The organism is Lutispora sp., from assembly GCF_041687175.1.
Taxonomy (GTDB): domain Bacteria; phylum Bacillota; class Clostridia; order Lutisporales; family Lutisporaceae; genus Lutispora.
The window spans coordinates 1-3253 of the sequence record NZ_JAWLCK010000204.1; the positions used below are offsets into that span (position 1 = coordinate 1).

3 protein-coding genes and 2 riboswitches are annotated in these 3253 nt (G+C 33.5%); of the genes, 2 read left to right on the top strand and 1 reads right to left on the bottom strand.

Translation table 11 applies throughout. The features are described from left to right. Together ACESM9_RS15255 and ACESM9_RS15260 are read left to right on the top strand one after the other, a co-directional pair. Positions 1-718: hypothetical protein (locus ACESM9_RS15255; protein ID WP_373000678.1), on the top strand; the 718-nt coding region annotated here is incomplete at its 5' end. 136 nt (positions 719-854) lie between these two features. Then, a riboswitch (cyclic di-GMP riboswitch) is annotated at positions 855-941 on the top strand. Between the two features lie 122 nt (positions 942-1063). Then, on the top strand, positions 1064-2443 hold the full coding sequence (locus tag ACESM9_RS15260) for an EAL domain-containing protein (RefSeq protein ID WP_373000681.1): 1380 nt from the start codon (positions 1064-1066) through the stop codon (positions 2441-2443). Positions 2444-2473: 30 nt separating this feature from the next. On the opposite strand, the gene ACESM9_RS15265 is transcribed toward ACESM9_RS15260, so the two are convergent. Next, the gene (locus tag ACESM9_RS15265; RefSeq protein WP_373000684.1) at positions 2474-3070 is read right to left on the bottom strand and encodes an HD-GYP domain-containing protein; all 597 of its coding nucleotides are present in this window, start codon (positions 3068-3070) and stop codon (positions 2474-2476) included. 105 nt (positions 3071-3175) lie between these two features. Beyond that, positions 3176-3253, bottom strand: a riboswitch (cyclic di-GMP riboswitch). This riboswitch is flagged as partial in the annotation.

The window sequence follows — 3253 nt, forward strand, 5'->3', positions numbered from 1 at the left end:
TTCTATAGATGAATTTGTTAAAAAGAGGGATTTGGCTGCAGAATTTACCGAGGCTTCCCAGAATACCATTAAGATGATAAGTCCAATAGCTGTGACAGAGGATGAGCTCAGAGTATTGAAGGATATAAATAAAGCAATTCAGCTTGTTTCTGAAAAACCTGTAAATATAGAAAAGCTCAGTGAAAATGAATTGAGTGATATTCTGTGGTCTGGTCTTAAAATGTCTTTGAACCATTATGGCTATGAAGTATCGCGAGAAGCTCCTCAAGGATATGCTTCCAGTAAATCTGGAGAATTGGATTTTTTTATTTATAAATCCGGTGAAGATTATATGAATATCGCAACAGGTGAAAATAAGGAATGGGAACCGGAAAAATTCAAAAAGCAGTTGGGACAGTTGTTCGGGTATTTGAGGGAATATGGCGGATTTGGATTTACTATTGTATTCAATAAGCAGACTAGGTTGGAGAAGGTTTTATATGAAAGAAAAGCTATATTAGAAAATTACTATTTTGAAGATGAAGAAGGAAAAAGGTTTTTCAATAAGGAAGGTCCTATTATAGATATGACATGCTACTCTCAGGATTTAAAGGGAGTTATAATGACTTTGCATAAAAACCCAGAAATAGATGATTCTTATGTGCGTATATATCATTTTATTGTCAATGTTTCACGAGAAGAGCGAAAAAGAGTTGCTAAACAAGCCAGGCGAAAGTGAGTCGTTATAAAGAGGTTAATGCTATTATTTGATTCGAAATAGAATAAAAGATAGCTATTCCAATTTTGGTAAATATATGATAAACTATATGATACTATAAGATTAATATATAACTAAATAGAATTCTAAAATAGTGTAATTGCAACGGCAAACTTATCGAAAGGTAAGGACGCAAAGCTATGAGTCTAAAGCACAAGTGTGCTATGATTGTCAGGCTACCAATTAACTTATTTTTGGCAGCCAGTTTTTGATGGTTGCCATTTTTATATTATTTTAAGTGGGTTAACAAAGAGTGGGACAAGGATATTTATAAAATGAAGCACATATTTCAGGGGGGAATGTAATATGGCTTTTTTGGAGAGGAGATTATTAAGTAAGTCTAGTAAGAAAAATGACGGTATGATTGAACAGGATGGGATTTCTAATAAAAAGCAGTCTCAAATAGAAGAAAAAAATCCATACAAGTATTATTCCTTTGAACTAAATAGTCAAAGCTATAGAGAATTTTTGATGAAAAACGATTTGTACTATGCTATAGAAAAAGATGAGATGAGAGTTCTGTATCAACCTATTGTCAATTTAAAAAGCGGTGAGATCTTAGCGGTGGAAGCATTGGTCAGATGGATGCATCCTGATTGGGGATTGGTATTGCCCAATGAATTTATCCACTTGGCAGATGAGACAGGATTGATCATTGACATAGGTAAATGGGTATTGAGAGAAGTCTGCAAGAATTATAAAAGATGGCTGGATAAGGGTTTGCCTCCCATAAAAGTGGCTGTTAACTTCTCTGGTATTCAATTTATGGAAAGTGATTTTGCAGATAAGATAAAAACCATAATAGACGAATACGAGCTGGATCCTAAATTTTTGATCATAGAGATTACAGAAAATATTCTATTGAAAAACACTTATAAATTGAATTCTCATATCGAAAGTTTAAGGTCTTTAGGGATTCAGATAGCTCTTAATAATTTTGGAAAAGGCTTTAGCTCCTTTGCATATTTGAACTTCTTTAAAGTAGATATTATTAAGTTGGATGGTTCTTTCATAAAGGATGTTCCATTTGATAGCACTAATTCTGCGATTGTTGAATCTGTCATTCATCTGACAAAGAGGCTCAAGATAAAAATGGTTGCCGAGGGAATAGAGAATTGGGATCAGCTATCCTACCTAAAGCATCTTAACTGTCATGCAGGACAAGGCTATATATATAGTCAGCCGGTAGATCTGGAGAGAATAGAAAGGATACTGGCCAGAAAGAAATGCAAGCCTACAATAGTGAATAACACAGGAGAATCACTAACAGAAAACAGGCGTAAGTTTTTCAGAATTAAGCTTCCCTTATCACTGGAAGCAGTTTTGGAAGTGTTAGAAGTCAAAGGTAATCAAGTAAATATAGGCAAAACAAAGGTGCTTATCAAAGATATAGGCCCAGGAGGACTATGCTTTATATCTAACATAAAATTTCCTGCCCGTAATGAAATCATATTGCAGTTTACTTTTCAATTATTAGAGGAAGAAATAAAAGTTAGAGGATATATTATAAGGAACCGGGAAGTTAAAAACAATTTGAATGAATATGGAGTTGAATTTACCATAGATGAAAATGAAAGAGTAGATTTGATAAGGATATTAAATCAAGTTCAAATCAAGATAAGAAAAAATATTATGTTTTCCGAAGGAAGCTTTGTTTCAGATTCTGACTATGCATATTTCAAATGAACCCCATTCATATTATCCCGGTTTTTAAATTTATAGTGGTGTATCGATTATTGAATCCAGATTATTAATAAAGATTTTGAATATTTCCTGATCAAACTGCCCATTAGAATTTTTCATCATACTCACTGCTTCTTCCATGGTAAAGGCTTTTCTGTATGGTCTGTCTGAAGTCAAGGCATCATATACATCGCATACACTGATAATCCTAGCTACAAGAGGGATCTTATCCCCTTTAAGCTTTACAGGATAGCCTTTACCGTCCCATCGTTCATGATGGTAAAATGCAGAATACTGCAGTTCTTTGGGCATGGAGTATTTTTTCATTATAGAATATCCTATATTTGTATGCTTCTTAATAATATCAAATTCTTCGTCCTTTAAGCTGCTTTCTTTGTTTAAAATATCCAGGTTTATTTTTAACTTTCCTATATCGTGGAACAGTCCGGAATAATACATAATACTGCTATCTATACCAGTACATAGCAGTTTATTAAGCCTTTCAGAATATTTCGCCACATTTAATGAATGTTCATAAGTATTATTATCAAACTTGAGCATATTCAATAGTATATCAACTTTTGCTGAAAGCACATCTTTTGGCAGTGCAATACCATGTACGTAATTCAACGGAATTCACCTCAAAATATTTTAATTTTTTTTAGTATCTGCATAAATCTTAGAATTATAAAAGCCATGGCTCTGTAATAATGACCATGGCATAAAAAAACCTATCTTGGCGGCCCGACTGTCATAGTGTTACCACTTTAGACTCGTAGCTTTGCGTCCCTACCTTTCGATAGGTTTGCCATT

Bases quoted from the DNA above. Each gene is read 5' to 3' on its own strand.
- ACESM9_RS15260 (WP_373000681.1), top strand. From the start codon at position 1,064: ATGGCTTTTTTGGAGAGGAGATTATTAAGTAAGTCTAGTAAGAAAAAT.